This window comes from Xanthobacter sp. SG618 (genome assembly GCF_012932745.1).
Lineage (GTDB): Bacteria > Pseudomonadota > Alphaproteobacteria > Rhizobiales > Xanthobacteraceae > Xanthobacter > Xanthobacter flavus.
In genome coordinates, this window is sequence record NZ_JABBHL010000004.1 from 54,614 (window position 1) to 78,679 (window position 24,066).

The 24,066-nt window shown below is 69.1% G+C and carries 16 protein-coding genes; 7 read left to right on the forward strand and 9 right to left on the reverse strand.

Annotation, left to right across the window (positions count from 1 at the left end):
• Nucleotides 1–187 precede the first annotated feature (187 nt).
• Entirely contained in the window at nt 188–1,351 is a 1,164-nt protein-coding gene (locus FHT36_RS12280; protein WP_169122802.1) for an ATP phosphoribosyltransferase regulatory subunit, read from the forward strand.
• Nucleotides 1,348–2,325 carry an ATP phosphoribosyltransferase gene (gene hisG / locus FHT36_RS12285; protein WP_169122803.1) on the forward strand — a complete coding sequence of 326 codons (978 nt, stop codon included), beginning with the start codon at nt 1,348–1,350 and terminating at the stop codon, nt 2,323–2,325. The genes FHT36_RS12280 and hisG overlap by 4 nt, the downstream gene beginning before the upstream one ends.
• A 49-nt stretch (nt 2,326–2,374) precedes the next feature.
• On the opposite strand, the gene FHT36_RS12290 is transcribed toward hisG, so the two are convergent.
• Nucleotides 2,375–2,647: a hypothetical protein gene (locus tag FHT36_RS12290; protein ID WP_169122804.1), complete on the reverse strand. Its 273-nt coding sequence runs from the start codon at nt 2,645–2,647 to the stop codon at nt 2,375–2,377.
• Between the two features lie 208 nt (nt 2,648–2,855).
• Here FHT36_RS12290 and FHT36_RS12295 point away from each other — a divergent pair, with 208 nt between their 5' ends.
• The 4 genes from FHT36_RS12295 (at nt 2,856) to FHT36_RS12310 (ending at nt 11,353) form a co-directional block, all read left to right on the forward strand.
• On the forward strand, nt 2,856–3,677 hold the full coding sequence (locus FHT36_RS12295; protein WP_169122805.1) for a sulfite exporter TauE/SafE family protein: 822 nt from the start codon (nt 2,856–2,858) through the stop codon (nt 3,675–3,677).
• Nucleotides 3,678–3,872: 195 nt separating this feature from the next.
• A complete protein-coding gene (locus FHT36_RS12300) occupies nt 3,873–4,733 on the forward strand; it encodes a sulfite exporter TauE/SafE family protein (RefSeq protein ID WP_246702200.1) in 861 nt (286 codons plus the stop codon).
• Between the two features lie 41 nt (nt 4,734–4,774).
• The gene (gene pepN, locus FHT36_RS12305) at nt 4,775–7,405 is read left to right on the forward strand and encodes an aminopeptidase N (protein ID WP_169122807.1); all 2,631 of its coding nucleotides are present in this window, start codon (nt 4,775–4,777) and stop codon (nt 7,403–7,405) included.
• 189 nt (nt 7,406–7,594) lie between these two features.
• Nucleotides 7,595–11,353 (forward strand): PIG-L family deacetylase, encoded by a 3,759-nt coding sequence (locus FHT36_RS12310; RefSeq protein WP_169122808.1) that lies wholly within the window; start codon nt 7,595–7,597, stop codon nt 11,351–11,353.
• 43 nt (nt 11,354–11,396) lie between these two features.
• On the opposite strand, the gene FHT36_RS12315 is transcribed toward FHT36_RS12310, so the two are convergent.
• From FHT36_RS12315 to FHT36_RS24865, 8 genes are all read right to left on the reverse strand, one after another.
• The gene (locus tag FHT36_RS12315; protein WP_169122809.1) at nt 11,397–14,360 is read right to left on the reverse strand and encodes a bifunctional [glutamine synthetase] adenylyltransferase/[glutamine synthetase]-adenylyl-L-tyrosine phosphorylase; all 2,964 of its coding nucleotides are present in this window, start codon (nt 14,358–14,360) and stop codon (nt 11,397–11,399) included.
• A 156-nt stretch (nt 14,361–14,516) separates the two neighbouring features.
• Complete coding sequence (locus tag FHT36_RS12320) at nt 14,517–15,896, reverse strand: ATP-binding protein (protein WP_169123193.1); 1,380 nt, start codon at nt 15,894–15,896, stop codon at nt 14,517–14,519.
• Nucleotides 15,897–15,970: 74 nt separating this feature from the next.
• The gene (locus tag FHT36_RS12325) at nt 15,971–16,687 is read right to left on the reverse strand and encodes a response regulator transcription factor (RefSeq protein ID WP_281408781.1); all 717 of its coding nucleotides are present in this window, start codon (nt 16,685–16,687) and stop codon (nt 15,971–15,973) included.
• A gap of 251 nt (nt 16,688–16,938) precedes the next feature.
• Nucleotides 16,939–18,522, reverse strand: coding sequence for a Do family serine endopeptidase (locus tag FHT36_RS12330; RefSeq protein WP_169122810.1), 1,584 nt, complete (start codon nt 18,520–18,522; stop codon nt 16,939–16,941).
• Nucleotides 18,523–18,662: 140 nt separating this feature from the next.
• On the reverse strand, nt 18,663–19,292 hold the full coding sequence (locus tag FHT36_RS12335; RefSeq protein WP_169122811.1) for a HupE/UreJ family protein: 630 nt from the start codon (nt 19,290–19,292) through the stop codon (nt 18,663–18,665).
• Nucleotides 19,289–19,900 (reverse strand): HupE/UreJ family protein, encoded by a 612-nt coding sequence (locus FHT36_RS12340; protein WP_169122812.1) that lies wholly within the window; start codon nt 19,898–19,900, stop codon nt 19,289–19,291. Before FHT36_RS12340 ends, FHT36_RS12335 begins: the two co-directional genes overlap by 4 nt.
• Before the next feature lie 37 nt (nt 19,901–19,937).
• A complete protein-coding gene (locus tag FHT36_RS12345) occupies nt 19,938–20,906 on the reverse strand; it encodes a HupE/UreJ family protein (RefSeq protein ID WP_210257758.1) in 969 nt (322 codons plus the stop codon).
• Between the two features lie 35 nt (nt 20,907–20,941).
• A complete protein-coding gene (locus FHT36_RS24865) occupies nt 20,942–21,730 on the reverse strand; it encodes a peptidyl-prolyl cis-trans isomerase (RefSeq protein ID WP_169122813.1) in 789 nt (262 codons plus the stop codon).
• A gap of 413 nt (nt 21,731–22,143) precedes the next feature.
• Between FHT36_RS24865 and FHT36_RS12355 the strand changes: the two genes are divergently transcribed.
• Nucleotides 22,144–24,003 carry a hypothetical protein gene (locus FHT36_RS12355; protein WP_210257731.1) on the forward strand — a complete coding sequence of 620 codons (1,860 nt, stop codon included), beginning with the start codon at nt 22,144–22,146 and terminating at the stop codon, nt 24,001–24,003.
• Nucleotides 24,004–24,066 lie beyond the last annotated feature (63 nt).

The window sequence follows — 24,066 nt, forward strand, 5'->3', positions numbered from 1 at the left end:
CGATCCCCTGCTGCGCCGCCCCATCGCCGGCGGCCGCAGCTTAGCGGGAAAGCCGCGCCAGATGCCACGCCGCCTTGCCATGCCGACTTGCCATGCTGACTTGCCCCCCCCGCATGGCCGCGCCGGGGTGGTCGCGGGGCGCCGGCTTTGCTAGAAGCCCGCAAGACCTCACGGAAACCTTGCACCCATGTCGCCCGCGGCGCCCGCGCCCCTCACCTCCCGCACGTCCCCGAGCCTCGAGGAGGCGCTGGTCGCCACCTTCGCGGCCGCCGGCTTCGCGCGCCTCGATCCGCCCATCCTCCAGCCGGCCGACGTATTCCTCGATCTTTCGGGCGAATCCATCCGCCGCCGCATGTATCTGACGGCCGACGCCGAAGGCCACGAGCTGTGCCTGCGGCCGGACCTGACCATCCCGGTCGCCCGCGCGGTGCTGGCCGAGGGCATGGCGATGCCGGCGCGGGTGAGCTATCTCGGCCCCGTCTTCCGCTTCCGCGGCGAAGGCCCCGGCGAGTTCCGGCAGGCCGGCGTCGAATCCTTCGGCCGCACCGACATCGAGGCGGCGGATGCGGAAATCCTGTCCCTCGGCCTCAACGCCTGCGCGCTCTACGGCCTGCCGCAGCCGGACATCCGGCTCGGCGACGTCGGCCTGTTCACGGCGCTGCTCGACGCCCTGCCGCTGGCGCCTGCCATGCGCCGCCGGCTGCTGAAGGATTTCGGCCAGGGACGGGTGAACCTCGATCTCGCCCAGCTCAACGACAAGAGCCGCGAGGGCGCGCCCGCCCATGCCGGCGTGCTGGCGGCGCTCGATGGCGCGGACCCGGCTGCGGCCCGCGCGCTCATCACCGATCTTCTCTCCATCGCCGGCATTTCGACGGTGGGCGGGCGCAGCGTGTCCGAGATCGCCGAACGGTTCCTGGAGCAGTCTTCACTCGATGCAGGTGGCGGGCTTTCGAAGGAAACCTCGGACATCCTCTCGCGCTACCTCGCCATCTCCGGCACACCGGACGACGCCTCGGCCCGGATGCGGGCGCTGGCAGCGGATGCGGGCATCGACCTCAACGCGGCCCTCGATCTGTTCGACCGGCGCACCGGCTTCTTCACCGCCTATGCGGTGAACCTGTCGTCCGTGCGCTTCTCGACCGCCTTCGGGCGCCCGCTCGATTATTACAGCGGCATGGTCTTCGAGCTGCACGACCCGGCCCGTCCCGGCGCCGGCCCGCTGGTGGCCGGCGGCCGCTATGACCGGCTGCTATCGCGGCTCGGCGCGGAGGGGGCCATCCCCGGCGTCGGGCTTGCCGCCTGGGTGGAGCGCCTCGCCGGCCTCTCAGGTGCCGCGGAGGACGCCCGATGACCACGCCGCTCATCCTCGCCGTGCCGTCCAAGGGGCGGCTTCAGGAAAATGTCCACGCCTTCTTCTCCCGCGCCGGCATGCCGCTGACGCAGGCCCGCGGCGCCCGCGACTATCGCGGCGCGCTCGGTGGGGTGGAAGGGGTGGAGGTCGCCTATCTCTCCGCCTCGGAAATCGCCGCGGCGCTGGCCTCCGGCACGGCCCATTTGGGCGTGACCGGCGAGGATCTGGTGCGCGAGAACATCCATGAGGCGGACAGCCGCGTGGCGCTGCTGGAGAAGCTCGGCTTCGGCCATGCCAACGTGGTGGTTGCGGTGCCGCAGGCCTGGATCGACGTGCGCACCATGGACGATCTCGACGACGTGGCCAGCCACTTCCACGGCCGCACCGGCCGGCGCATCCGCGTCGCCACCAAATATGTGAACCTGACGCGCGGCTACTTCGCCCGCCACGGCATCATCGACTATCGCATCGTCGAGAGCGCCGGAGCCACCGAGGGCACGCCCGCCGCCGGCACGGCGGAGCTGATCGTCGACATCACCACCACGGGGGCGACGCTCGCCGCCAATGCCCTGAAGGTGGTGGACGACGGCATCATCCTGAAGTCCGAGGCGAACCTCGTCGCCTCGCTCACTGCCAACTGGAGCGGTGGCGCCCTGGCGGCGGCCCGGGCCATGTTCGACCGGCTGGGGGCTGAAAAGCGGGCGCGGACCATGCGCGAGGTGCGCACGCGTTTCGCCGATTGCGATGCCTCGCTGGTGGATGAGGCGGTGGCGGCCTATCGCTGCGTCGCGCCCTTCGGCGGCCCCACGTCATCCGGCATGCTGACCCTGCACTGCCCGCCGGACACGCTGCACGCCCTCGCCACCTTCCTGCGCCAGCGCGGCGCCAGCATGGTGACGGTCGGCCCCATCGAATACGTCTTCGCCGCCGACAATCCGCTTTATGAAGCGCTGGAAGCGCGCCTCGACGGCTGAACCTCTGGAATGCCCCCGGCCGGCGCAGGACGCCGGCCGGGGATTTTCGTCAGTTGGTGCCGAGGCCGCGGTCGCCCTGCGCCAGGAAGAGGCGGTCGGCTTCCGAGAGCGGGCTCCGCTCCTGACCGGCGGAAAGGGCCACGAAGGCCGGAGGAACGGCGCGCTGCGTGGCATAGCCGAGCGGCTGGGCCTGCGAGTGGGCGGCCGCAGCCGCCTGCGCCTCGGCATCCGCAGCAGCGAGGGAGGCCTCGTCGCCCGCGAAGGCGGCGCCGGAAGCAAGCAGGGCAGCGAGCGCGACAGCGCCAAAAGTCAGATTACGCATGTTAATCTCCTCAAATACCAACCCCACCACGCCCTTTGGATGGCTAGGAGCTAGGGTGCGTCGCAAAATTCGATAAGGCGCCCTTACAGAAACAATCGTTGGAGATTTCTGGACAATCGGTGAGACTCCTTTGCCGTCAACGGCCCGCGCCCTTTTCCAAGGCCGGGGTGACGGTACGTAGCGGTCTGTTCAAGGGGGCGTGATCGGCATGTCTTTCGAGCCTTCCGCAGCGTCCATGCGGCGGCGTTTGCTGCACGGATCACTGGCCGGGCTGGCCATCGGGACCGTTGGCGGCCTCATCGGCCTCGGCGGCGCGGAGATTCGACTGCCGGTGCTGATCGCGCTCGGATTCGAAGCGCTGCCGGCCATCATCATCAACCGTGTGCTGAGCCTTGTGGTGGTGGCCTTCGCCCTGCCGTCCCGCGCGGCGACCATCCCCTTTGCCGAGGTCGCCGAGCACTGGCGGGTGATCGCCACCCTGCTGACCGGCAGTCTCGCCGGCGCCTGGACGGGGGCGACCTACGCCACGCGGTTCGCCTCGCGCACCCTGTTCCGCGCCATTGCGGCCATGCTCGTCTTCACCGCCATCATGCTGGTGCTGGGTGACGATCCCGATCTCAAGCACATGGCCATCGACGGCACCGTGCGGCTGGTGGTCGGGGTGCTGGCCGGCTTCATCATCGGCCTTGCGGTGGCGCTCATGGGGGTTTCGGGCGGGGAATTGCTGGTGCCGACGCTGGTGCTGCTCTTTGCCTTGCCGGTGAAGCTCGCGGGCAGCGTCGCGCTTGCCGTGAGTCTGCCCACCCTCATCGTCGGATTCGCCCGCTTCGGCCGTGACAACACGGTTGCCGTCGTGCGGGAGAACCTGACATTCCTCGGGGTGATGACGGCCGCCTCCATGCTGGGCGCCTTCCTCGGCGGTCAGTTGCTCGGCATCGTGCCGGCCTCCATGCTGCTGCCGCTGCTCGGCGCCATCCTCGTGATGTCGGCCTGGAAGATCTGGCGGCACGGCTCGGCGTCAGGCCAATAGCGCCGGGGCGGATACTGCAAGCTATATCTATTTATACATATCAGATGCACTGAAACTATATTCAATCAGATACAATAAATATCCCAAACAACATATGTAGTATCGAACGACAAGATCATCTTCTGCAATATTCGTGGACGGCGCATCCATTCCGTGCGCACCGTGGCGCTCCATTCCGCAATGGTCGCCCGTTCCATGAAGGCTGCATCGCTCAATTCCTTTGCCTTTTCCACCGGCGGCATCATCGGCACGCTGGGTGGCCTCATCGGCCTGGGAGGCGCGGAATTCCGGTTGCCGGTGCTCATCGGCCTGTTCCACTTCCGGGCCCTGGACGCGATCATCGTCAACAAGGCGGTCAGCCTCATCGTGGTGGCCGTCGCCCTGCCCTTCCGCGCGAGCGTCGTTCCGTTCGCACAGATTTCGGACCATTGGGGCGTGATCGCCAATCTGCTGGCGGGAAGCCTCCTCGGGGCGTGGTTCGGGGCGGGCGTGGCGCTGCGGCTCGCATCGCCCGCGCTCTATCGGGTCATCGCGCTGCTCTTGACGCTGATCGCGGTCGTTCTGATGTTCGGCCACGGCGGCGGCACAGGCCAGCCTTTGTTCGAGGGCGTCCTGCAGCAGGTGGCGGGCGTCGCGGCCGGCTTCGCCATCGGCATCTTCGCCTCGGTGCTGGGCGTGGCCGGCGGCGAACTGCTCATCCCGACCCTGATCCTGCTCTTCGGCTGCGACGTGAAGCTGGCCGGCAGCCTCTCCCTCGCCGTGAGCCTGCCCACCATGCTCGTGGGCTTTGCGCGCTACAGCCAGGACAAGAGCTTCGCCGTGCTGGCGCGCAATCGCGGCTTCCTGATCGCCATGGGCCTCGGCTCGGTGGCCGGCGCCTTTGCCGGCAGCCTGCTCCTCGGCATCGTGCGGGCGGAGGTGCTGCTGCCACTCCTCGCTTTGCTGCTCGCCGGCTCGGCGGTGAAGATTTGGCTCCACGCGCGGCGCGCCGCGCCGGGCCCGCGCTTTCCTCCGCCGCCTTCGCGCTCTACTCTCCCCACCGACCCGACAGGATAGCAAGACGCCGGCCCCTCCATGCCGGCGCCAGGAGCGTTGACATGCGTGATGCAGAACCCAAGGCCATCCACCTTTCCGACTACCGTCCGCCGGCGTGGCTTGTGGACAAGGTGGACCTTGATTTCTCCCTGCACCCCTCGCAGACCCGCGTCACCTCGAAGCTCTCCCTGCGCCGCAACCCGGCCGGTGCCCTCGGCGCGCCCGTGGTGCTCGACGGTGACGGACTGACGCTGGTGCGCCTCGCCATCGACGGCAAGCCGATGGCCGGCCCGAGCTTCGAAGCGACGCCCGACCGCCTGACCCTCGCCCATCCCCCGGCAGACGCCTTCGTGCTGGAAATCGAGACGCTGGTGGACCCCACAGCCAACACCCAGCTGATGGGGCTCTACCGCACCTCCAGCAACTACTGCACCCAGTGCGAGCCCGAGGGCTTCCGCCGCATCACCTATTATCCCGACCGGCCTGACGTGCTCTCCGTCTTCACCACCCGCGTCGAGGCGGATGAGGCCGAGTCGCCCGTGCTGCTCGGCAACGGCAATCTGGTGGAAAGCGGGAAGGTGGACGGCACCAGCCGCCATTATGCCGTGTGGCACGATCCCTGGCCGAAGCCCTCCTACCTGTTCGCTCTCGTGGGCGGGCGCCTCGCCAAGATCTCGGACAGCTTCCTCACCCGCTCCGGGCGCGAGGTGGAGCTGGGCATCTATGTGGAGCACGGCAAGGAGGCCCGCGCCGGCTATGCCATGGACGCGCTGAAGCGCTCCATGCGCTGGGACGAGGAGGCCTTCGGCCGCGAGTACGACCTCGACGTGTTCAACATCGTCGCCGTGTCGGACTTCAACATGGGCGCCATGGAGAACAAGGGCCTCAACGTCTTCAACGACAAGTATGTCCTCGCCACCCCCGAGACCGCGACGGACGCGGACTATTCCGGCATCGAGGGCGTCATCGCCCACGAATACTTCCACAACTGGACCGGCAACCGCATCACCTGCCGCGACTGGTTCCAGCTGTGCCTGAAGGAAGGCCTCACCGTCTTCCGCGACCAGGAGTTCTCCTCCGATGAGCGCTCCCGCCCGGTGAAGCGGATCGCCGACGTGCGGGCGCTGAAGGCCGCCCAGTTCACCGAGGACCAGGGCCCCCTCGCGCATCCCGTGCGGCCGGAAACCTATCGCGAGATCAACAACTTCTACACGGCGACCGTCTACGAGAAGGGCGCAGAGGTGGTCCGCATGCTCAAGACCCTGCTGGGCGAGGCCGGGTTCCGGGCGGGCATGGACCTCTATTTCGAGCGCCATGACGGCGAGGCCGCGACCATCGAGGATTTCGTCGCCTCCTTCGCCGATGCCACCGGCCGCGACCTTTCGCAGTTCGCGCTGTGGTATGCGCAGTCGGGCACGCCGGTGCTCACCGTGAGCGGCGCATGGGATGCCGAGGCAGGCACCTATCGCCTCGACGTGGCACAGGAGGTGCCCCCCACCCCGGGCCAGCCCACCAAGAAGCCCATGCTCATCCCCCTCGCCCTCGGTCTCGTCGGCCCGGACGGGCGCGACCAGCCGCTGGCGCTCGGCAATGTGCCGGTTGAGAACGGCGTGGTGGAGGTGAGCGAGGCGCGCCAGAGCTTCCTCTTCACCGGCCTCGATGCGCGACCCGTGCCCTCGCTCAACCGCGGCTTCTCGGCCCCGGTGAACCTCGTGAGCGACCTCACCGAGGCCGACCGCGTCTTCCTCGCCGCCCATGACGCGGACCCGTTCAACCGCTTCGACGCCATCCAGCGCATCGCGCTGGAAATGCTGAAGACCGGCGCGCGCACCGGCAGCTTGCCGGCGACGGAGGCGCTCGTCACCGCCGCCCGCGCCATCCTCGCAGACACCACGCTCGATGCCGCCTTCAAGGCGCAGGCGCTGGCCCTGCCCGGCGAGGGCGAGGTGGCCCGCGAGTTGGCCAAGGACGTGGACCCGGACGCGGTGTTCGCCGCCCGCAAGACGCTGCGCCTCGCGATGGGCACGGCGCTGGAAGGCGCATTCGCCACCACCTATTCGGCCATGGCCGCGACCGGCCCCTTCTCGCCGGACGCCTCCTCCGCCGGGCGGCGCGCGCTGCGCAACCTCTCGCTGGATTTCCTCGCTGTCACCGGCTCGGCGGAGGGCATCGCCCGCGCCAAGGCGCAGTTCGAGGCGGCGGACAACATGACCGACCGCATCACCGCCCTTGCCGTGCTGACCCAGCATGAGGTGCCGGAGCGCGAAGCCGCGCTTCAGGCCTTCTACGACCGCTTCGAGCGGGACGCGCTGGTGATCGACAAGTGGTTCACTTTGCAGGCGCAGATTGCGGCGCCGGGCACCCTCGACCGCATCAAGGACCTGATGCTGCATCCCGCCTTCTCGCTGGGCAATCCCAACCGGGTGCGCTCGTTGGTGGGCGCCTTCGCCGCCACCAACCCCACCCAGTTCAACCGGGCGGATGGCGCCGGGCACGAGTTCGTCACCGACGTGGTTCTGACGCTGGACGGCAAGAACCCCCAAGTGGCGGCCCGACTACTCGCCTCGTTCAAGACCTTCCGCCAGCTGGAGCCGGTGCGCCGCGCCAGCGCGGAGCGGGCCCTGCGCAAGGTGGCGGAGACGCCCGGCCTGTCGCCGGACGTGGCCGACATCGCCACCCGCGCGCTGGGGTGAGGACGCCGGACGGGACGCTCTGACCGTTCAACCTGTGGGCAACGCAGGGTGTATCGGCTTTCGTTCGCATATCCCTTCGGCTGTGCTAAAGCCGAACCATGTGTCCTGTACCGCCAAGCGATCCAGGACACATGGTGAGCCCGCCTCTTTTCAAAGCGAGGGCGTGCTCCAGCCGGCGGTCGGGGTCCAATGAACGAAGCAAGCATAATCCCCTATAGCTGCGTGCGGCGGCTGATCGAGGGTGCCGCCCTCGTCCTCGCGCCCCATCCTGACGACGAGATTCTCGGCTGCGGCGGCGCAGTGCTGCGCCATGTGGATGCCGGCGACCCCGTCACCGTGGTGATCTTCACCGATGGCGCGGCGGCCTCGGGCGCAGCAGACCATGCCGGCGACTACGTAGCCATGCGCCAGGCGGAGTCCCGCGCCGCGGCACAGGTGCTCGGCTATGGCGCGCCCCACTTTCTGGACTATCCCGACCGCGGGCTCACCTACGACGAAGATCTCGTCGCCCGCGTTGCTTCCCTGATCGCCATCCACCGCCCGGCGATCGTCTATGCGCCCTCCATCTACGAGGTGCATCCCGACCACCGCGCGCTGGCCTTCGCCGCCATAGAGGCGGTGCGCCGGCGCGGCGGGCCGCTTACCGTCGCGTGCTACGAAATCGGCAATCCGCAATTGCCGAACCGCCTCCTCGACGTGACCGACCTGACCGACACGCTCAAGGCGGCCATGCGGTGCTTTCCCTCCCAGCTCGCCGAGCGGCCCTACGACAGCTACGTCCTCGACGGCCTGAACCGGTTCCGCGCCTATACGCTCGGGCCGGGCGTGGATGCGGCCGAGGCCTACTGGATGGCGACGGGCGAAGCGTTGCGGGCGCGCCCGCCGGGTCTCTACCGCGCCCTTATGGGCGCCTGGGCCGATGCGGGGGCGGCCCCGACCGTGGCTGCCCCGGCCGCCACCATCGCCCCTCTCGTCTCCATCGTCACCCGCACCATCGGCCGAGCCAGCCTTGCCGAGACGCTCGATTCCATCTGCGCCCAGACCTATCCCCATATCGAGATCGTGCTGGTGGAGGCGGATCCCGCCCAGGCCGGACGATCCGGCGAAGGCTGCTGGCGCTATCCCCTGCGCACCGTCGGCGGCACCGCCCCTCTCGACCGCTCCGTGGCCGCCAATCTGGGCCTTGCCCACGCGCGCGGCGAGATGATCCTTCTCCTGGACGACGACGACTACATCGACCCGGACCATGTGGCGACGCTGGTTGCCCTGCTGCGCGGCGCGGAGGATGCGGTCGCGGCCTATTCCGGCGTGCGCGTGGTGGCGAGCCGCGAGCCGGGGCAGCCCCCTGTCGCCGTCTTCCATGAACCGTTCGACGCCGACCGCCTCGCCTACGACAATTACCTGCCGGTCCATGGCGTGCTGTTTCGCCGGCGCGCCCTCGACGCCGGCTGCCGGTTCGACGAGAGCCTCGTCCTCTATGAGGATTGGGATTTCTGGCTCCAGGTGTCGCGCCACGGGCGCTTCCTGAGGTCGGACGGCGTGACCGCGACCTATGTGAGCACGGGCGGCTCAGGCGCGGGCACGGGGGCGTTCGATCCGGCGCTCGCCCATGCCGCCCGCCTCGCCGTCTACAGCAAATGGTTGGGTCTGTGGCAGCCCGAGGACATCAACCGCGTCCTCGGCGTCCACCGCGCCACCGAGCACCGCCTGCACCAGGCGCAGGCAGAAAATGGCATGCTGCGCGGCGAGGCCGCCGCGCTTCATGGCCGGATCGCCGCACTGGAGGCCGAGCTGGCGAAAGCCGCCGAAGCGACCGTAGCGGCGGCTGCACCGCCCGACGCGCAGCCGACGGACGCGCAGGCCGCTGAGGTGCAGCCCGCCTGCGATGCCCAGCCCCTTTCAAGCCAAGGCGAGGGCGAAGGCGGGGAGCCAACGGTGGCCGATGCCCCGCCCGAGCAGCCGGAGACGGAAGAGACGGCCGGGACCCCGCCGGCCGAGCCCGTGCAGCCGACTGACGAGGCCGGCCTCGACCACCATGGACCGGACAACGCTCCGGAACTCGGACACGAGGCGTCTCCCGAGCCCGACGCCCCGGCACCGGACGCTCCTGCGGACACCGTGCCTGACGATGGCGTGGCAACGCCCGCCCTCGCGACCGGGACCGAGGAGGATGCCAGCGCGGCCGGAGCAGACGGGCCGCCGGACCTGTCCGCGTTCAAGGCCCTGCCGTTCCCGCTCAATGTCTATGGGGCGTTGCTGCAGATCGAGGTGGGTGAGGTGGCCTGGCTGCACTTCGCCCTGTTCGACCATCCCGGCGAACCGATGGTCACCGCCCAGCGGCGCTCCACGGATCTGCTGCTGGCGCAGCTCCCGCCGCCTACGGCCCGCATTCTGGAGGTCGGCACCGGGCTCGGCACCTTGCTGGCCGAGCTTGTGGCCAAGGGCTACGACGTGACCGGCATCAATCCGGACCCGGCCCAGGTCGCGGTGGCGCGGGCGCGCTTCGGCGCGGACCTGCCTCTGGTGGAAGCCACCTACGAGGGCTGGACCCCGCCGCCCGATGCCGAGCCCTTCGACGTGATCCTGTTCCAGGAAAGCGCGCAATATGTGGGCTCTCTTGAGATCTTCGACCGCGCGCTCGACCTGCTGAAGCCTGGGGGGGCCGTTGTCATCCTCGATGAGTTCGCCATCCAGCGCACCCTTTTGACGCCGGAGCCGCTCCACCTTTACGGCCACATCGTCGCGCTGGCGGAGCGGCTGGGCTTCACGAAGGAGGTGGAGCAGGACTTCAGCACCATGGCGGTGCACACGGTCGACGCCATGCTGGAGATGACCCGGCGCCACCGGGCAACGCTCGAAGGCGAACTCGGCGTGCCCGGCGCCATGCTCGACGCCCTTGATGCCTCGAACCGCGCCTATCAATCGGCCTACGCGGAAGGACGCTTCGGCTACCGGCTGCTCGTCCTGCGGCGCAGCGTCGAAAAGGGCTGGCGCATGCGCCGCATCACGCCGGAACTGTTTCCCGCATTCGCCGAGCTGTTCCGCGAGACGTTCGGCCACGACATGTCGCTCGAGCACTGGCTCTGGAAATACGGCGACAACAGGGGCCACGGCCTCGGCATGTGGATCGATGGCCAGCTCGCGATCCACTATGGCGGCATCAGCCGGCCTACGCTCGCATTCGGTCATCCAACGCGCATGTCGCTCTCGGGTGACCTGATGGCCCGCAAGGGCAGCCAGCGCAGCCTCGGACGGCAGGGCCCGTTCTTCGCTTCGGCCGCCACCATGCAGGAGATCTACAGCGGGTTCGGAACGGAGCATCTCGTGGCCGCTGGCTTCCCAAACGCCAAGGCCATGCGGGGGCCGCGCCTGCTCGGCCTCTACAGCGAGGCCACCGACCGGGTGATGGAGCTGCACTGGCCCGCCATCGCCGACAGCTCCCCGCCGGCGGCCCGCCGGCTCACCGATCCAGGCGACGCCGAGGCACGGCGGCAAGTGGACGCGCTGTGGGGGCAGATGGCGGCGGATCTGAGCGCCGAGGTGGTCGCGATCCGGGACTGGGACAGCCTGGTCCAGCGCTTCCTGCGCCATCCCGAAAAGGTCTACGAGCTGCACCTCGTGCACGGCCCGGCGGAGGCGGATGCGCTCGGCCTCGTCGTCCTGCGACGGACCGCCGAAGACGCCATGGAACTGCTCGATCTGGTCGGTCCGCTCGCCGCCATGCCGACCCTGGTGGAGGCGGCACGGCGCATCGCGGGAGCCGCCGGCGCGCGCGACCTGTGGGGCTGGTTCGCCGAGACCTGCGTCGCGACGCGGATCGCCGGCCCGGACTGCGAGCTGCGGGACATCCAGGTGGAAACCCCCACCACCGCCTGGCGGCCGGGCATTCCGGCGGAGGAGATGCGCGGGCGCGTCTGGCTGACAGGCGGGGATGCCGACTTCCACTGAACCCCGGCGCCTCGCCCCGCAATAATGCGGGCGGGGCGCTGCCTCACTCCGCCGCCGTCTCCAGCACGCGCTCGAAGATGGCGCGGACTTTCTGTTCGGTCTCGAACAGATCAGCCTCCAGCGTCGCGAAGTCCGGCATCTCGCCGGCGCGGGCGAGGAGCGCGCGCAGCGCCGGGCTCGCATCCTGCGGCACCACGTGGGCGTCCACCGACAGGCGCAGCACCTGCGTCAGGTTCTGGTAGAGCCGGCAGGCGCGCAGCAGCACATGCGCATCTTCCGGCTCAAGCAAGGCCAGCCTCTCCGCAGTGGCGAGCACGCGGGCGGTGGCCGTGTCCACGATCTCGGGATGATCGTGGGCATGGGCCAGCACGAGATATTGGGCAAGGAACTCCACATCCACCTGCCCGCCGGCCGCGTGCTTCAGGTTCCAGCGATCGTCCTCGCCCTTCTCGGCGGCGATGGCCTGGCGCATGTCGAGGATGTCGCCCGCCAGCCGGCGCCGGTCGCGCGCCTGGCCCATGATGCCGCCGATGACATCGCGCACGATGCCGCCGAATTCCGGCGTGGCGGCGATCACGCGGGCGCGGGTGAGCGCCATGTGCTCCCAGGTCCAGGCCTCCGCCTGCTGATAGGTGGCGAAGGAGGAGAGCCGCGTCGCCAGCGGACCCGAGCGGCCGGAGGGGCGCAGCCGCAGGTCAACGTCATAGAGCTTGCCGGCATTGGTCAGCGAGGTCAGCGCGGTGACGAGGCGCTGGGTGAAGCGGGCGAAATATTGCGCGCCGGTCAGCGGGCGCGGGCCGTCCGAGGTGCCATCGGCCTCGGGATCGAAATCATAGAGCACGATGAGGTCGAGGTCGGACCCCGCCGTCATCTCGCGGCCGCCGAGCTTGCCCATGGCGAGCACCGCGGTCTCGGCACCCGGAATGCGGCCATGGGTTTCGCAGAAGCGCACCCAGACGCGCCGGTGCAGGGCGCGGATGATGACCTCGGCGAGCTTCGCATAGGCCTCGCCCGCCCGCGCCGCCGGCAGCGTGCCGGAGGCGATGCGCACACCGATGAGCACATGCTGTTCCTGCCGGAAGCGGCGGGCGCGGTCGAACTGCTCCTCGTCGGTCTCGGCCGTGTCGAGCAGCAGTTCGAGATGCTCGGAGAGGCTCGCCTCGTCGGGCAGCACGTCGAAGAAGGCGGGATCGAGCAGCGCGTCCGTGAGAGACGGCCGGCGGGCCAGCGTCTCGCTCAGGCGCGGAGCGGCGGTGAGGATGGTGGCAAGCAGCCGCACGAGGTCCGGATGCCGATCCAGCGCGGTGAGCAGATGCGGCCCCGGAAGCTCGGTGAAGAAGCGGTCCGCGGCGATGAGCGCGCCATCGGGATCGCCGCCACGGGACAGGGCCTCCAGCATCAGCGGCACGATGCGGGCGAGATGGGCGCGGGCCGGCTCGGTCTTCAGCGCCCGCGGCCCGCCCACGAGCCAGCGCCGCACGATGCCGCTCGCCGCCGCCGGATCCTTGAAGCCGAGGCGGGAAAGGGCGGCAAGCGTCGGCCGGTCGTTCTCGTCCGGCGGGAAGAGCAGATCGGCGTCGAGCACGGCCGGCGGCGGCGCATCCTCGAACAGGTGGGCATAGTGGCTCTGAACCGTCGTCAGGCGCGCCACCAATGCGGCGGCGAAGGCGTCGCGATCCGGATAGCCCATGAAGCGGGCGAAGCCCTCCATGGCCTCGCGGCTCTCGGGCAAAGAATGGGTCTGCGCATCCGCCACCATCTGGATGCGGTGCTCCACCCGGCGCAGGAAGAGATAGGCCTCGGCGAGGTCGTCGCGGACCTTGGGCTCGATCCAGCGATGGGCGGTGAGCGCATCGAGCGCGTCGAGGGTGCGGCTGGTGCGCAGCAGCGGGTCGCGCCCGCCGGCGATCAATTGCTGGGTCTGGACGAAGAACTCGATCTCGCGGATGCCGCCGCGGCCGAGCTTCACATTGTGCCCCTCCACCGCCACCACGTCATGGCCACGGAAGGCGTGGATCTCGCGCTTCATGGCATGGACGTCGGCGATGGCCTGAAAGTCCAGCACGCGGCGCCAGACGAAGGGCGAGAGATCGGCGAGGAACTGCCGCCCCACCTCCGCATCACCCGCCACGGGGCGCGCCTTGATGTAAGCCGCGCGCTCCCAGGTGGCGCCCTCGCGCTCGTAATAGTCGAGGGCCGAGACGGTGGAGAGGGCGACCTGGGTCGAGCCGGGGTCGGGACGCAGGCGCAGGTCCACGCGCAGCACGTAGCCGTCGGCGGAGCGCTCCTGCAGCAGGCGCACCAGCCCCTGTGTGATCTTCACGAAGAAGGGCGAGGCGGAGACGCTGTCGGAGAGCTGCGCCTTCTCGCGGTCGTAGACCACCACAAGGTCGATATCACTGGAATAGTTGAGCTCCCGCGCGCCGTGCTTGCCCATGGCGATGGCCGCAAGGCCCGAGCCGGCCTGAGGATCGTCGGGATCGGGCACGGTGAGCCGCCCGGCCTTCACCGCCTCGCCGAGGAGGAAGGACAGCGCCTTGCGCACCGCCGCGTCGGCCACATCCGTCAGTGCGGCGGTGACTTCCACAAGGCCGAACACCCCGCCCATGTCGGCGACGGCGATGAGCAAGGCGGCCTCGCTGCGCATCCGCCGCAGCGCACGCATCACGTCGGCTTCCGTGCCGTCCACGGCCGCGCATTCGGCGATGAGCGCATCGAGATGGGCGTGCGGCGGGCGATCGAGCACGCGCAGAAGCCGCTCCGGCTCGGAACGGATCACCTCGATGAGGAAGGAAGAGCTTTCGGCGATCCCGAGGCAGACCTGCTCGGCGCAGGGAGCAGCCACGAACAACGCATCAAGGGCGGCGCGCGCCTCCGGCGCCAGCCGTTCGATGGCCTGGGAAAGCTTAATCTTTGCCGCCTTCGGATCCGCCACGACGGGCGATTCCCGCATCAGCAGGGCGAGGGGCGGCCGGTCCGCCGAATCCGGTTCCGTGGGCCAACGCATGGTCAGGTCTAAAGGCACCAGCGACTTGCCGCGCGCAAGCCTTCTTTGATGCGATTGCCGCAACCGGAGGCGCGGCGCGCATCATGGTTAAGGGAGAATAGGCGGGTCATTGGGGAGGTTAACGCCGGTGCCGACCGCTTGGTTCACGCTTGTCGATCATTTCGTCGGCAAACGGAACGTCGCCACCAGACCCGGGCCGTTGTCGGAAAAGGCGAGGGTGCCGCCGTGCAGCCGCGCAATGGCGCCGACCAGCGACAGGCCGAGCCCGGAGCCGGGCCGGGTGCGGCTCGCTTCCAGCCGCACGAATCGCTCCACCACCCGCTCGCGGTCAGCGGGCGGGATGCCCGGGCCGGTATCGGCCACCGTCAGCACCGCGTCCGCCCCCTCGCGCTTCAGGGTCACGGTGATGCGCCCCCTGCCCCCATCGGCCGGGCGGCCATACTTGATGGCATTGTCGATGAGGTTGGAGAGCGCCTGGGCCAGAAGCTCCTTCACCCCATGCACAGTCGTCGGCGTGGCGCTGACGGTAAGGTCGAGCCCCTGCTCGTCCGCCAGCGGTTCGTAAAGCTCGGACACCGCCTCGGCGATCTCGGCGAGGTCCACGTCGCCCATGGTCGCCCGCCCCTGCCCCGCCTCGGCGCGGGCAATCATCAGGAGGGCGTCGAAAGTGCGGATGAGGCCGGCGCTCTCCTCGATGGTGGTCTCCAGCGCGGCGCGCCAGTCCTCCTCGGTGCGGCCGGTCCGCAGCGCCTCCTCGGCGCGGTTGCGCAGGCGGGTGAGCGGGGTCTTCAGATCGTGGGCAATGTTGTCGGAGACTTCCTTCAGCCCCACCATCAGCCCCTCGATGCGGTCGAGCATGGCGTTGAGGGAGTGGGCGAGGCGATCGAACTCGTCCTCCGTGCCGGCCAGGGCCAGCCGGCCGGAGAGATTGCCGGCCATGATGGTTTCGGCCGTGGCCGTCATGGAATCGATGCGCTTCAGTACCCGCCGTGTCACGAACACGCCGCCGGCCAGGCCCAGCACCACGATGAGCACCACCGCCCATTGGGCGGGCCGCGCCACGAGATCGCGCAGGGTGTCGCGCTCCTCGATATCGCGGCCGACGAGCAGCCGGTAGCCGCCGGGCAGGAACATGGTCTGCACGAAGGCGACGTGGCTCTTGGCCACGGGATCGTCCGGCCGGTTGTAGGTGGTGAAGCGGGTGCCCTCCTTGTCGAGCAGGCCGATGGGCAGGTCCGTCACGTTGGCGGCCAGCACCTCGCCCTGGAAATTGGAGAGCACGTAGATGGACGAGCCCGGCCGCCTCGTGCGCCGGTCGATGACATAGACCAGCCGTTGGATGCCGCCGATGCGATACTGGTCGGAGAGCCCGACGACCTCGCGATCGAGGTCGTCCGCCACCTGCCCCTGGATCAGGGCGCGGGTGTGCCAGGCGGTGTAGACGATGACCGACACCGCAAACAGCGCGAAGACGACGAGATAGGCGGCGAGCAGCTTGAACGCCGTGGTGCGCACGAGGCGCGCCGCGTGGGCGATGGGGCTGGCGATCGCGCCGTGCCCCCTCCCCCCGTTGCCGAGCGGACCCGCACCCGCCGGGGCGCCCTCCCCCTTCACGCCAGCCCCGCCCGCACCATGTAGCCGGCGCCGCGGACGGTGTGGATGAGCGGCACGTCGAAGCCCTTGTCGATCTTCGAGCGCAGGCGCGAGACGTGGACGTCGATGACGTTGGTCTGGGGGTCGAAATGATAGTCCCAGACGTTTTCGAGCAGCATGGTGCGCGTCACCACCTGCCCGGCGTGGCGCATGAGATATTCCAGCAGCCGGAACTCCCGCGGCTGGAGCTGGATCTCCTTGCCGGAGCGGGTGACGCGGTGGGCGAGGCGGTCGAGTTCGAGGTCGGCGACCTTGTACACCGTCTCGGCGCCCTGGCTGACGCCGCGCCGCGACAGGGCCTCGACCCGCGCCAGAAGCTCGGTGAAGGCGTAGGGCTTGGGCAGATAGTCATCGCCGCCGGCGCGCAGGCCCTGCACCCGGTCGTCCACCTGCCCGAGCGCCGAGAGGATGAGCACGGGCGTCGTGTGCCCGCGCCCGCGCAGCTCGGTGACGAGGGAGAGGCCGTCGCGGGCGGGGAGCATCCGGTCCACCACCATCACGTCGTATTTGCCATCGAGCGCGAGGGCGAGCCCCTCCTCGCCGTCTGCGGCATGGTCCACCACGTGACCGGCCTCGCGAAAGGCCTTGCGCAGATATTCGGCGGCGTCGCGGTCGTCCTCGACCAGGAGAAGGCGCATGGCGGAGAGAGGACCCGGATCGAGATTCGTTGTCATCACTCTAGCTCACCTTTCAGGCAGGTCCATGCGAGGGGTCCAGCGAGGGGCACGCACCAAAAAAGTGGCGCGGGAAGCCCTCTGGAGCTTCCCGCGCCTGCGGAGCCGAAGCGGCATCAGGGGCGATGGCGATATCCACCTCGGTCCGGAGGCCCGTCGCCGGGGGATGAGCCCCGGCGTGTCATGCGGGTCGGGCCTTGTCTCAGGCCGGCTGAGCGGGCTCAGCCGGTCTTGGCTCAGCCGATCTTGGCTCAGCCTTTGGCCTTGCCTTCCAGCGAGATGGCGACGAAGCGCACGCCCTCGCCGCTCTTCACCTGGATGAGCACCGCCTTGCGGTTCTCGGCCTTGGCAGCGGCGAGGCCGTCGCGCACGTCCTTGGGGGTGGCGACGGTCTTGTCGCCCACCTTCAGGATCACGTCGCCGGTCTTCAGGCCGCGCTGGGCCGCCGGGCCGTTGGGCTCGACGCCGGTGACCACCACGCCTTCGCCGCCGGCGCCCTGCACGCTCTTGGAGGGAGCGAGCTGCAGGCCGAGGCGCGGCATGTCCTTGTTGCCGGCGCTGTCGTCCTCACCCTGCGGGGTGTTGGTGCGCGAGGCCACCTGCTCGTTGGGCAGCTGGTCGAGCACGACCTTGATGTCCATGGGCTTGGTGTCGCGGATCACCGAGAGCTGGACCTCGGCACCCGGCTTCATCATGCCCACCTTGCGGGACAGCTCGCGGGCCTCCTTGATCGGCTCGCCGTTCACCTTGACCACCACGTCACCGGCCTTGAGGCCGGCCTTGGCGCCAGCGGTGTTGGGCTGCACCTGGGCGACGAGGGCGCCTTCGGCGCTCTTGATGCCGAGGCCGGAGGCGAGGTCGTCCGTCACCGGCTGGATCTGCACACCGATATAGCCGCGGGCCACCGAGCCCTTGTCACGCAGCTGGGTCACCACGGTCTTCACCGTCTCGGAGGGGATGGCGAAGGCGATGCCCACGTTGCCGCCCGAGGGGGAGACGATGGCGGTGTTCATGCCGATCACCTCGCCGTTCAGCGAGAAGGTCGGGCCACCGGAATTGCCCCGGTTGATGGGGGCGTCGATCTGGATGAAGTCGTCATAGGGGCCGGAGCCGATGTCGCGGCCGCGGGCCGAGACGATGCCGGCGGTCACAGTGCCGCCGAGGCCGAACGGGTTGCCGACCGCGATCACCCAGTCGCCGACGCGCGGCGCGCCATCGGCGAGCTTCACCCACGGCATGTTGGTGACGTTGTCGATCTTGAGCAGGGCGACGTCGGTGCGCGGATCGGTGCCGATCACCTTGGCGACGTATTCCTTGCCGTCGGTAGTGGTCACGTCCACCTCGTCGGCGCCGTCCACCACGTGGTTGTTGGTCACCACATAGCCGTCAGCCGAGATGATGAAGCCGGAGCCCTGGCCCACCACGGGGCGCTCGCCCTTGGGACCCATGCCGCCGCGCGGGCCCATGCCGGGACCACCCGGGCCGCCGGGACCCATGCCCGGGCCGCCCTGGCCGAAGCCGAAGCGCTTCAGGAATTCCTCGATCTGGGGCGGGACGTTGCCGCCGAGGCCCTCGCCGCCCATGGCCATCTGCTGGTCGCCGATGTCCTTCTTCACCTTCACCGAGACGACGGCGGGCGAGACCTTCTCGACGATGTCGGCGAAGGAGAAGGTGTTGGCCGGCTGGCTGGTGGTGATCTGCGCGAGAGCGGGGGTATTGGCAGGCGGGATGAACTGGCCGGCCACGACGCCGGCGAGGGCCAGACCGAAAACGCTCGCGAGCATGGCACGGCGGTTGCGCTTCGTCACGGAAGGGGTGGAGGGGGAGCGGGTCATGCGTCGCGTCTCTCTGTTGCCTGCCATGCCGGGCAGGTTCGAGACGCAACCTAAGGGTTGGATCGTTACGGCAATCTGGCGGCCGGATTAAGCTTCCGTAATGTCGCTCGCGATGCCGTGACCTCCGCTCCGGCGCGCGATCAGCCGACCCCGCGCGACATCAGATGAAGGCCGAGCACCATGATTCCCACCGCCGCGACCCAGCTTCCCGCCGCCCGAAGCGCGATGGGCCGCCATCCGCCGACACCGGCGAGGAAGGCGACGGCGCAGCCGAGCGCGAGGGTGACGAAGGCATAGCCAATCACCGTCACGCCGGACAGGAACAGGAAGCGGTCCGTGGTGGCGACCATTGCGGCGCCGTTCTGGTATCCGTCCAGCAGGCCAAGGCCCACCGCCAGCACCAGCAGGGCGGCGAGCGGCAGCCTCAGTTGCGCCGCGACGGCAAGGCCGGTGAGCGCCACCAGCGCGACGCCCGCGACCGGCGCGAACGGCGGCGGCGGCAGCACCAGCGACAGCGCACCGCCTGCGGCCAGCGCCAGCGGGAAGGCCAGCACGACCCAGCGCGCCACGCGCGGCCCCTGGAAGGCGGCGAGTACCGCCAGCGCGAGCCAGGGCAGCACCTGCTCGAAATCCGTCAGCGGATGCAGCGCGCCGGAATAGAAATCACCGAGCCGCGTATCCACGAGGTGGGCGTGGGCGAGGCCGGGCGTGAGCGCGAAAAGAAAAGCAAGCGCGCCGGCCGTCCCGGCGCGCCGGACAAGGCGTGTCATTCGATGATTCCGATGGCACCGAGCAGGAAGTAGACACCGAGGCAGCCGATGGCGGCGCCGCAGGCGCGCACCGCCTTGGCCCCCGCCTCCCAGCGCACCGCGACACCGATGAGGATGCCGAGCAAATGGAGCATGCCGGTGGCCACCACGAAGCCCACCGCGAACGCCACGGCATCGGCCGCATCCGGCAGCTCCTTGCCGTGGGCATAGCCGTGGAAGATGGCGAAGACGCCGACGATGGTCGCCGCTATCCACAAAGGCGGGCGCACGTTGAAGGCGACCATGGCGCCGAGCGCGATGCCGGACAAAGCGATGAACAGCTCGACGAAGGGCAGGTCGATGCCCATGACGCCAATGAGGCCGCCCACTGCCATCACCAGCGGGAAGGTGATGGGCAGCACCCAGATGGCCGGATTGCCGAGCTGGGCGCCCCACAGGCCCACCGCGACCATGGCGATGACGTGATCCGCGCCGGTCAGCGGATGGAGAAAGCCGCTCTGAAGGCCGATCTGCACGCCCGTGCCCGTATGGGCGAGGGCCGGCGACAGGGGAATCATGGCGAGAAGGCCGGCGAGGACGAGCGCCGGATTCGGGCTTTGGGACTTCATGACGAATGTCCTTCCAAGGTATGCGCCCCAGGCAGGGTCAGATGCGGGTGAGAAACCAGAATGAGGCGACGGAGCCGATGACGTAGGCCGGGATAGCCGCGCCCCAGCGGGGCAGCAGCGCCTGCGCCTGCCGGTGCGCCCACATGAGGGCGAGCACCGCCATGACGAACATCAGCTGGCCGATCTCGACGCCCACGTTGAAGAACAGGAGCGCGATGGGCAGCGTCGCCTGCGGGATGCCGAGCGCCGTCAGCGCCGTGGCGAAGCCGAGGCCGTGCAGGAGGCCGAAGGCGAAGGCGACGATCCAAGGATAGCGCGCGGTGAGCCCCGGCTCGCCCCGTTGCAGCTTCACGATCTCCACGCCCACGAAGACAATGGAGAGGGCGATGGCGGCATTGAGCGGCCGCTCGGGCACGCCGACCCACCCGAAGGTGGCGGCGGCGAGCGAGATGGAATGGCCCACGGTGAAGGCGGTGATGGTCTTCACCAGCCGCCAGCCCCCCTTCACGATCCAGATCAGGCCCAGCACGAACAGCAGGTGGTCGATGCCGCGCAGGATGTGGTCGATGCCCAGATTGACGTAAGTGTCCGCGAGATCGGCCCACACCGCGAGATTGGTGCCGGGCTCGCTCGCCACCATCATGGTCGGCTTGGCGGCGCTCACCGTGTAGGCGACGGTCGCCCCCTCGCGCGGGACCACCCGGATGGTCGCCACCGACTGCTTGCTGCCAAGGCCCATGAAGCTGAGTCGGCCGGTGAGCCCGCGGTCGCCGCAGACCAGTTCGGGCGGGTTCCATTGGCAGTGGGCGGGAAAGATGGGCTGCAGGGTCACGTCCACCGGCGGCATGGTCCACTGGCCGATGAAGCGGCCCGGCGCGATCTCGCGCAGGGTGATGACCGCCATGGTCGCCTCATGCGCCCGCACGGGCGGCGACGGCAGCAGCAAGGCGGCTGCCACGGCGATGACGGCGAGGAGGCCGGCCAGCGGACGGGTCAGGGCCGTCATGCCCCGGCGCAGGAGGGATGTCGCGGAGCGGGCGGTCATGGCTCGTTACGCCGGATGACGTAGGCGTTGCCGAGATCCTTGGTCGCGGCGATGCCGAGGATGCGGCGGCGCTCGTCCTTCCAGGCAAGCGCGACCTGGGCGGAGATCTCGTCGAGGTCGGTCGGATGGCCGGCCGCATAGGCATCGAGGCGCACCACGTTCCAGCCGTCCTTCGACTGGACCACCCGCCACTCGCCCTGCGGCAGCGCCACCAGCGTCTCGACAAACGGCGTGCCGAACGAGGGCTCCAGCGACTTGCGCGGCCGCTCGCCGAAGATGAGCGCGCGGTTCTGGGTTTCCTCGGATTCCTCGCCGGCCAGGATCTGCTCCAGCGTCTGGCGCGCCTCCGCCTCGGCGTTGGGGCCGGTGAAGGGCACGGAGATGAAGCTGATGGTCTCCGGCACGTCATATTGCGCCCGACGCTTCTCGTACCAGGCTTCGAGCTCGGCGCGGGTCGGCTCCTTGACCTCCACGCCGTTGAAGATGAGCAGGCGCATCTTGTGGACGATGCGGTCGCGGATCATCTCGTCGCCCTTGTCGAGGCCCTGCGCCAGCGCCTCGCGGAAGGTGATCTCGTTCAGGATCCACACGTCGACCAGCTTGCGATATTCGTCCGCCCCCGGCTCGCGGCCCTCATGGGTGGACTTGAAGGCATCGACGATGCTCTGGCGCACCTCGGGGGTGACCTCGATGAGCTTTTCCTTCGGGACCGCCGGCGTCACCGCCGCATGGGCCGCGAAGATCATGGCACCCAGCACCATGAACTGGAGCAGCGGCTCGCCCACGAGCCTCCGGATGAGGCTCTTTTTGCCGGTGCCGGCCGGCGCATCCGCGCTCGTATTCAAACCCGATGACGTCAAGACTCGTCCCCCACCCACAGGGCTGCGGAAAAGCGCATCCCTGCCACGTCGTGCTTCCACTACTGCTGGCGGCGCATCCCCTAGCGGCCGACCGGTGTCGGCTTGATGACAGCGCTGCGGCAGACGCAGGGTCCCAAAGGTCTCGCAAGGTTTCCCGGCTCACTTTCCCCGGCGTCACAGAACCTTCAGCACGCGGTCACAGAACGCCGCTAGGAGGCCCTTACGGGCGGACTGGCGTCCGTGGGAAAATCAGGGGTTGGAGCATGAAGGGCGGGGTGCTGACACAGCAGCTCATCGCGGGGGCGTCGGTCCTCGCTGTTGCCGGCGGAGCGGCGTTTATGCCGTCGCAGGCGTTCGCCGACAGCTACATGGCCGGCGACTTCCACAATCACACGCCGTGCTCGGACGGCCGCTCGTCGGTCGAGACCATGGTGAAGAAGGCGGTCCAGAGCTACGGCCTCGAATGGCTGGGCGCGGCCGACCACGGCGGCTCCAGCCCGCGCGACTGCCGCGTGGACGATCCGGAAGGTGACGGCTCCACCACCGGCAAGGGCCGCTTCTTCGATCAGGTCCAGGGCCTGGTCATCAAGGGCGACACCGCCACCTCGCAGGGCCACCGTTCCATGTGGCGCTGGCAGAGCGCGGAAGAGATCATCTTCCCCGAGCTCGTCCGCCTCGCGAAGGAAACCGGCGTGCCGATGCTCTATGCCGGCATCGAGACCAACGTGCCCGGCCACGAGCACACCTCCATGGCGGTGATCGGCAATCAGAAGCCGCAGAACGCCATCGAGAAGAAGGGCCTGTTCGGCAACAAGAACAAGGACAAGGACACCGGCAACGCGAGCGCCGTGGCCGAATTCGAATACCGCTTCGACCGCTCGGACACCGATTTCAGCCTCGGTGCGCCCGCGCACAACTGGACCGGCAAGGTCGCCAACGCCTCCGGCTCGGGCTCGGGCACGGCCAACCACCAGAACAAGGCGGTGCCTTCCGTCCAGTGGCTGCAGAAGTACTATCCGCTCGACAGCTACTACGTGCCCGCGCACGTGGAGCGCGCCGGCGTGTTCAATCCGAACGGCAACAACGGCTTCAACATCGAGCACTTCCGCGACTTCAACAATGCCGGCCCGACCGTCGCGGTGGGCTTCGAGAGCCAGCCCGGCCACCAAGCCTCCAACAACCGCGGCGAATACCGCGCCGGCTTCTGCGGCAAGGGCTGCGACTCGGTGGGCGTGACCACCTTCGGCGGCACCGGCATTTATGCCGCCAAGATCGGCGGCGTGTGGGACGCCATGCTGGGTGAAGGCCGCAACTGGTTCTTCTTCGCCAGCTCCGACTGGCACAACCGCGGCGCCTTCTCCATCTACGAGTCGGGCACCACCAACGACTTCTATCCGGGCGAGTTCCAGAAGCTCTATATCCCGCGTCCCAAGCGGAATGTGGGCCTGCGCCCGCAGGTGGTGGTCGACGGCGTGCGCTCCGGCAACGTCTACTCGGTGCAGGGCGACCTCATCACCGGTGAGCTGACCTACAACGCCAAGGCCGGCCTCGGCGCCAAGGCGGGCATGGGCGACACGCTCGTGGTGAAGCGCGGCAAGTCGGTGACGCTGACCCTCGAGGTCAACGTGCCCACCGGCCCGAACTACTCGCCCTACTCCTTCAACAACCCGTCGCTGGCGCAGATCGGCATTCAGGAGCCGCTCAACAAGCCGACGCTCCGCCAGGTGCAGTTCATCAAGGGTGACGTGACCGGCGTCGTTGCGCCCAACAGCCCGAACTACACCGCCGGCACCAACGCCTCGGCGGCGATCGTCGCCACCTTCGGCCCGACCACCTGGAAGGCGCGCGGCACCAAGCGCACCATGACCGTCACCATCCCGAACGTGCAGAGCAACATGTACGTCCGCGTGCGTGGCTCGAACCTGCCGGCCTCCGTGCCGGCCGAGACGGACGCCCAGGGCAACCCGCTCAACGACTGGGATCCGGAGAACGCCGCCCAGGGCCCGTTCGTGCCCTGCAACGACGCCGCCTGCCCCTCGCATCTGGTGGTGCGCGACGGCCAGAAGATCTCCAGCTACGACGTGGCCGCGTGGTCGGACCTGTGGTTCTACACGAACCCCATCTTCATCCGCGTCTCCGACCAGCCGGAACTCCTCGTCGAGACCAACGAGAAGCTCGCGGTCTCCCTCGCCAAGTGATGGGAAACTGAAGAAGACAAGCGCCGGCCACGGCCGGCGCGAGACCTTCGGATGCCGGGGGCC

What these genes read in the sequence shown, in the direction of transcription:
- FHT36_RS12335 (WP_169122811.1), bottom strand. Translation starts at nt 19,292, where the DNA reads ATGACACGCCTTGTCCGGCGCGCCGGGACGGCCGGCGCGCTTGCTTTT.
- FHT36_RS12325 (WP_281408781.1), bottom strand. Translation starts at nt 16,687, where the DNA reads ATGACAACGAATCTCGATCCGGGTCCTCTCTCCGCCATGCGCCTTCTC.
- FHT36_RS12355 (WP_210257731.1), top strand. Translation starts at nt 22,144, where the DNA reads ATGCCGTCGCAGGCGTTCGCCGACAGCTACATGGCCGGCGACTTCCAC.
- FHT36_RS12310 (WP_169122808.1), top strand. Translation starts at nt 7,595, where the DNA reads ATGAACGAAGCAAGCATAATCCCCTATAGCTGCGTGCGGCGGCTGATC.
- FHT36_RS12280 (WP_169122802.1), top strand. Translation starts at nt 188, where the DNA reads ATGTCGCCCGCGGCGCCCGCGCCCCTCACCTCCCGCACGTCCCCGAGC.
- FHT36_RS12295 (WP_169122805.1), top strand. Translation starts at nt 2,856, where the DNA reads ATGTCTTTCGAGCCTTCCGCAGCGTCCATGCGGCGGCGTTTGCTGCAC.
- FHT36_RS12315 (WP_169122809.1), bottom strand. Translation starts at nt 14,360, where the DNA reads ATGCGTTGGCCCACGGAACCGGATTCGGCGGACCGGCCGCCCCTCGCC.
- FHT36_RS12300 (WP_246702200.1), top strand. Translation starts at nt 3,873, where the DNA reads ATGAAGGCTGCATCGCTCAATTCCTTTGCCTTTTCCACCGGCGGCATC.
- pepN (WP_169122807.1), top strand. Translation starts at nt 4,775, where the DNA reads ATGCGTGATGCAGAACCCAAGGCCATCCACCTTTCCGACTACCGTCCG.
- FHT36_RS12330 (WP_169122810.1), bottom strand. Translation starts at nt 18,522, where the DNA reads ATGACCCGCTCCCCCTCCACCCCTTCCGTGACGAAGCGCAACCGCCGT.
- hisG (WP_169122803.1), top strand. Translation starts at nt 1,348, where the DNA reads ATGACCACGCCGCTCATCCTCGCCGTGCCGTCCAAGGGGCGGCTTCAG.
- FHT36_RS12290 (WP_169122804.1), bottom strand. Translation starts at nt 2,647, where the DNA reads ATGCGTAATCTGACTTTTGGCGCTGTCGCGCTCGCTGCCCTGCTTGCT.
- FHT36_RS12340 (WP_169122812.1), bottom strand. Translation starts at nt 19,900, where the DNA reads ATGAAGTCCCAAAGCCCGAATCCGGCGCTCGTCCTCGCCGGCCTTCTC.
- FHT36_RS12345 (WP_210257758.1), bottom strand. Translation starts at nt 20,906, where the DNA reads ATGACGGCCCTGACCCGTCCGCTGGCCGGCCTCCTCGCCGTCATCGCC.